The sequence below is a fragment of the Pseudoalteromonas sp. S1727 genome, assembly GCF_005886375.1.
Classification (GTDB): domain Bacteria; phylum Pseudomonadota; class Gammaproteobacteria; order Enterobacterales; family Alteromonadaceae; genus Pseudoalteromonas; species Pseudoalteromonas haloplanktis.
Genome location: NZ_PNDT01000129.1, coordinates 1 through 5,885 on the forward strand (window position 1 = coordinate 1; position 5,885 = coordinate 5,885).

The window sequence follows — 5,885 nt, forward strand, 5'->3', positions numbered from 1 at the left end:
ATAGCGACAGATAAATGACGTGATAACAAGGCGTAAATTTTGACATGTAGTTGTTCTACATGAAAAATTATAACGCAGTTAGCGCTTTATTTAGCTCGCTAGAATGGTTAAATATTTAAGTCGATTGGTATTATACTCTCTATTAAGCTCGGAGGGACTACCATACCTACACTGTAGCCTACTTACTCTGGGATCATTTTTCCACCGGCATTAACCGTCGAGTTCTTGGAGATAAAGTCAATTTAAGTATTAATAGGGCTGTTCTCAGTTCGTATTCTGAATTTCTATAAAAAATAGAGCGACTCACTACATGAAAATAGAGAGCCGAATAGATATCTAGTTACGCTCTAACACAGCAGTTTAGCTGTGTATTTGGGAGTCTTTTTTACTTTAAGATATACCACGCGGTGACTATCAGGGTTGAGGCGAGCGCTAAGCTTGCAAGTAAATCAATTTCGCCATCAACAAGCAAAGCGGCAACTATGCCTGTTATAGAAAGTATAAATAAGATAATTGGCAACTTGAAAATTTGCCAACGAGAAAGCTGTTTGGCCATCAGTAAGCTACTCCGCACTTTTTTTACTGGTTGTATTAAAATTAGTTTTTTTATTCTTTTGATACCAAAGGTACAGCCCACTGCCGAGAATAATAATGGTGATGATATCAAGTATTGCCCATAATATTTTAAGAAATAATCCCCCATAGTCTCCAAAATGCAGTGGCCTTGATAAAGAGAGTACTTTGCCATACCAAGGCATTTCAGTTAGTCCAATTACGTCACCATTAGTTGCATCAACCAATACAGGAGTAATAAGCTCCTTTGTTAATGGCGTATTGCCATGCAAGAAAATAGCGTAATGCTGATTACTTGAAAATTTACTACCAGGGAAGGCAACAAACTGTAAGGTCATATTTGGTGCGATTAACTTGGCTTGTTTAACGGCCTCAGTTAATGAAGCGCTAGGCTCAACAATAGCTCCACCTTGGTGCTCAGACAACAACTGCTTTAAATTATTATCTCTCCAAGTATCTAAAATGGGTTCTTCAAGTGTATTAATAACCCCAGTTACCCCCACAACTAACACCCAAGCAACAGTAACAATTCCAAATAAATTATGGTAATCCAACCACTTATGCCGTGTTGATTTATGTCGGCGTATTGTTCCAAAATTAAGTTTGCGCATATATTGACGGTATATAACTACGCCGCTGATAGTTGATATTACAAATAAAACACCCATCGCCCCTAGAAACAACATACCGGGTAAACCTAAGAACATATCGGTATGTAATTGTAAAATAAACTCCATCACAGATTCGCCCACATCTGATGGCGGTACTAACTCACCACTGGTTAGATCATAGGAAGCGAAATGCATCTCACTGCTCGGCGCATATGCTGTTGGGCCACTTGTTATATTAATGACCGGGCGCAGAATATCAAAACTCATATAAATAGCTTGCTCACCTTCACGATTCGTAAGGGCTATCTCAAGTATTTCATCTAGGGTTAAATGCTCTGCTTGTGGGTATTTAGGTTGCCATACATCGGGGTTTAACGCTTCATCAATTTCATCATGAAAGATCAGTGGCAAACCCGTTATGCACAACATCAATAAGAAAAGTGTGCAAATCAAGCTCGTCCATTTATGCACTAATTCCCATACTTTTACTGTAGATGCCCGCATTTATATAAACCTAATGAAATAAAAATCTAATAATATCATGATACGAATTCAATAAAATATTACTTTAATATAATTACTCTAATTTAAGAGAAGAGATGAATGGTGGTTCACAAAATGTAATATGCCCTATTCAGCGTAAACGGAAATAGGGCATATTACAGGAGTTATTAAAAGGAATAATTAAAGCTCAGATTATAGTTTTTAGGAACGCCGTAGCGATATTGATCACGTGAAGCGACTCGACTGTAATATTCTTCATCGAGTAGGTTATTAACATTTAGCTGTACTTGCATATTGCTATTAATATCGTAACGAGCCATAAAGTTAACTAACGCGTAAGCGCCCTGCTCTACACTTTGTCCATAGGTTTTGCTCTGCCAATTAATGCCGCCGCCAATAGTTAAATCAGGGTGTAAACTAATTAGTCTATAGGTTGTAAATAATTTAAACTGCTTGCGTGGCATTTGAGTATTCACTTTCACATCATCAGCATCTTCAGCTTCGAACTGAGAATAACCAGCGTTAATATTCCAACCATCTACAGGCTGCCCTACAACCTCAAATTCAAAACCTCTACTTGTTGCACCTTCTGCTGCACGTTGCGCTTGTGAATTTACAGTGCCAGGAATTATGAAGCCAGGATCCGCTTGCGCTACGTTATCTTGCTCAATCGTATACAGCGCAAGATTGGTATGAAACATATCATCTAAGAAGCTGCTTTTAAGACCCGCTTCATAACTTTTACCTTCAATTGGCGCTAAAAAGTCACCATTTCGGTCTTGAGCACTTTGCGGTTTAAATATTTCTGTGTAACTAATATACACACGGTGGTTTTGCGTTAAATCATAAAGAGCACCAGTATATGGAATGAAAACACCCGTATCACCAAATTCAGTGTCAACACTGTAGTTGCTTCCTTTGCGCTCCCAGCTGGCAATTCGCCCACCGACAATGACTTTAAATGAATCACTCACCGATAGCCTAGTAGCACCATACAGTCCTTTTTGCTCGGTATCCATGTCTACATCGACTATCTCTTCATCGCCCCAAGTTGGCTCTGCAAAACTGCCATCCCATTCAAAAAAGTTACCTACATCTGCAATATCACCAAGCGTTTCGTAAGATGTCGAGACAGTAGATTGCTTGCTATATAAAGCACCTAGTACAAATTCATGTTGTTGTGAAAAAAACGAATAATCACCTTTCAACTGAAAATCAATACTATCTTGATCGCTGTCGCCTTTACTTTTATAAAGAGAGCTACCGAGCCCTTCGCCCGTTTCTTTATCAACAGTACCCCATAAATAAACTAGCTTTGACTCCTTCATATATTTGATTTTGTTGTAGTTAGCAACTAATTCCCAACCATTACTAAGTACATGGTTTAAATTAACGAACAAATTAGTATTCTCTGTATCCCACTCACTCCAGTCTGTAGCTGTCGTTTTAGATATTTCCCAATCAGTTTTTGTACCATCTGTATAAAAACCTGGGAGATTACCCCAGGTTGGTGAAGTAGGCGTATTCTTTTGAAAACTTCCACCAAAACGTATGAGCGTATTTTCGGTTAAGTCAGCTTCAATAACTCCGTACAAGACTTTAGTTTCATCTTGGTATAAATCCATGTGGGAGTCGCTTTCTTCATATTTCGCCACTACCCGACCACGAACTGAACCAGAGTCATTCAGGCCTGTAGCTATATCAGCTTTGATCTCTCTGTTGTCCCAGCTACCAATTGCGGCACTCACATTTCCTGTTAGTTCAGTACTTGTTGCATGCTTTCTAACTAGGTTAATCGATGCAGACGGATCACCAACGCCAGTGAGTAAGCCCGTAGCGCCTCTAACAAACTCAACACGTTCGTAAATGGAAACATCGCTGATTGTTTCACCCGAATTAGCAGCCAGGCTCCACGCTATTGGCACTTCATCTATTTGGTAGTTACTAATTTCAAAACCACGAGAACTTAAATTATTTCTTACATTATCAAATGCTTCAGATGACACACCTACAGCGCTGTTAACAGTATCGATTATTGTATCAAGTGCCTGATCTTGAATTTGCTGTTTGGTAATAACAGTAACTGATTGCGGTGTTTCACGCAGGGTTAAACCTAAGCCCGTCGCAGTATCAACGACTTCATTCACTGTAAATGAACCAGTAACAATAATTGTTTCAAGGCTGTCTTTTTCTGCTAGTTTTATTGTGGTTGAGTCTTGGGCTAAAATCGGTGATGAAGTGACTATTAAAGAAATAGCAGCGGATAAAGGTAATAATTTAAATGAATTAAGCATTTACATACTTTCCTAGAGGAAAAAGCAATTAGTTTAATTAACCAACTAATTAAAGAACAAAAGAATTAGGGGCGGCATGTTAATACAAATGGTTTCTATTATCAACGCATAGATGTGTAAATAGTGCAAACAAAAGCGCTCTAAGTGCCTATTTTAAATACATATTTGTGAGAATAGAGCCTTGTAACTACGATGTTCGGCAGTACGGATTTTTTATGCATAAGCATTGAAAAAGCCTTGTAAAAGTGAACTTGATTAAATATTAAATTAATCTGCTGTACCGAGAGCTATACCTAACTACAAACGGTTTAATATACGTACCATCATTTCATCATCCAAACCTATAAAGTCCTCCGTCGCTGTGCCATAATCTAAATAATTCATGAATTTAGTAACTTGGCGGTTTTTCAACCGTATCGAGCTAACTTAAAGGGTTTTTACATGGCTTATCAAGAGCAAAATCAAGCAACAATTTATTGGCACGATTATGAGACCTGGGGGGCAAGCCCACAAAAGGATAAGCCCAGTCAGTTTGCGGGGATTCGTACCGATCTTGATTTAAACATTATTGGTGAGCCGTTAATTGAATATTGCAAACCGGTGGCTGATTATTTACCTCATCCTGAGGCGTGTTTGATCACCGGAATTACCCCGCAAGTAGCGATGAAAAAAGGTTTAGTGGAAGCTGAATTTATTGCCAAGATCCATGCTGAGTTTAGCGTACCTAATACTTGCGTAGCCGGTTATAATAGTATTCGTTTTGATGATGAAGTAAGCCGTTATAGCTTTTACCGCAACTTTTATGACCCATACGAGCGCGAATATAAAAATAATAACAGTCGCTGGGATATTATTGATTTAGTCCGTGCTTGTTATGCGCTGCGCCCTGAGGGCATTGAATGGCCGCTCAAAGAAGATGGCAGCCCAAGCTTTAAGCTGGAGCATTTAACCGTTGCCAATGGTATTGAACACGCAGCGGCTCACGATGCACTTTCTGATGTAACCGCCACCATTGCCTTGGCCAAACTTATCAAAGAAAAGCAGCCTAAATTGTATAACTTCTTTTTTAGTTTACGTGGTAAAAAAGCCCTAGCTGAACTTGTTGATGTATTTAATATGACGCCGCTGGTACATACCTCATCGCGCATTCCTGCCACGCAAGGCTGTACCAGTTGGATTGCGCCGATGAGCTTTCATCCGACGAATAAAAATGCCGTGGTGTGTTTTAATTTAACCGAAGACCCACAAGTATTAATTGATTTATCAGTAGAAGAATTACGTACCCGCCTTTACACAAAACGCAGTGAACTGGGTGAAGATGAACTGCCTGTTGGTTTAAAACTGGTGCACTTAAACAAATGCCCTATTTTGGCGCCAGCTAAAACATTATTACCTGAAAATGCTGCCCGTTTAGGTATTGACCGCGAGCAATGTTTAAAAAACCTTGCCGTATTAAAAGCCAACCCAAGCCTTCGCGACAAAGTCACTGAAGTATTTAACGACAAAGCCGATTACGGCAAAACCACTAACACGGATTACATGCTGTATGATGGCTTTACTAGCCATGCCGATAAAGCAAAGTTTGCCATTATTCGCGATGCCAGTCCTGAGCAATTAGCGGGTATGAAGCTTGATTTTGAAGATAAGAAGTTTGATAACTTATTATTTAAGTATCGTGCGCGTAACTGGCCGCAATCGCTAAATCAGGATGAGCTTGATCAATGGCGTCAATACTGCCAAAACAAATTAATGCATGGTGAAGATCAACCGTCGATCAGCGCACAAGATTTTATGATCACCCTTGAAAACCTTGCCCATGAGCATGACGATAACGAAAAGAATTTAACTATTTTAAAAGCGCTGTATAACTACGCACAGAGTATGTAAGCGGTAAGCGGTAAGC

The 5,885-nt window shown here is 39.3% G+C and carries 4 protein-coding genes; 1 reads left to right on the forward strand and 3 read right to left on the reverse strand.

Annotated elements, in window-relative coordinates:
• Nucleotides 1–385 precede the first annotated feature (385 nt).
• From CWB85_RS22525 to CWB85_RS20340, 3 genes are all read right to left on the reverse strand, one after another.
• A complete protein-coding gene (locus tag CWB85_RS22525) occupies nt 386–556 on the reverse strand; it encodes a hypothetical protein (RefSeq protein ID WP_171039043.1) in 171 nt (56 codons plus the stop codon).
• Between the two features lie 7 nt (nt 557–563).
• Nucleotides 564–1,688 carry a PepSY-associated TM helix domain-containing protein gene (locus tag CWB85_RS20335; RefSeq protein ID WP_138555882.1) on the reverse strand — a complete coding sequence of 375 codons (1,125 nt, stop codon included), beginning with the start codon at nt 1,686–1,688 and terminating at the stop codon, nt 564–566.
• 167 nt (nt 1,689–1,855) lie between these two features.
• On the reverse strand, nt 1,856–3,982 hold the full coding sequence (locus CWB85_RS20340) for a TonB-dependent siderophore receptor (protein ID WP_138555883.1): 2,127 nt from the start codon (nt 3,980–3,982) through the stop codon (nt 1,856–1,858).
• A 441-nt stretch (nt 3,983–4,423) separates the two neighbouring features.
• On the opposite strand from CWB85_RS20340, the gene sbcB reads away from it, so the two are divergent.
• Complete coding sequence (gene sbcB, locus CWB85_RS20345; protein ID WP_138555884.1) at nt 4,424–5,869, forward strand: exodeoxyribonuclease I; 1,446 nt, start codon at nt 4,424–4,426, stop codon at nt 5,867–5,869.
• Nucleotides 5,870–5,885: the final 16 nt, after the last annotated feature.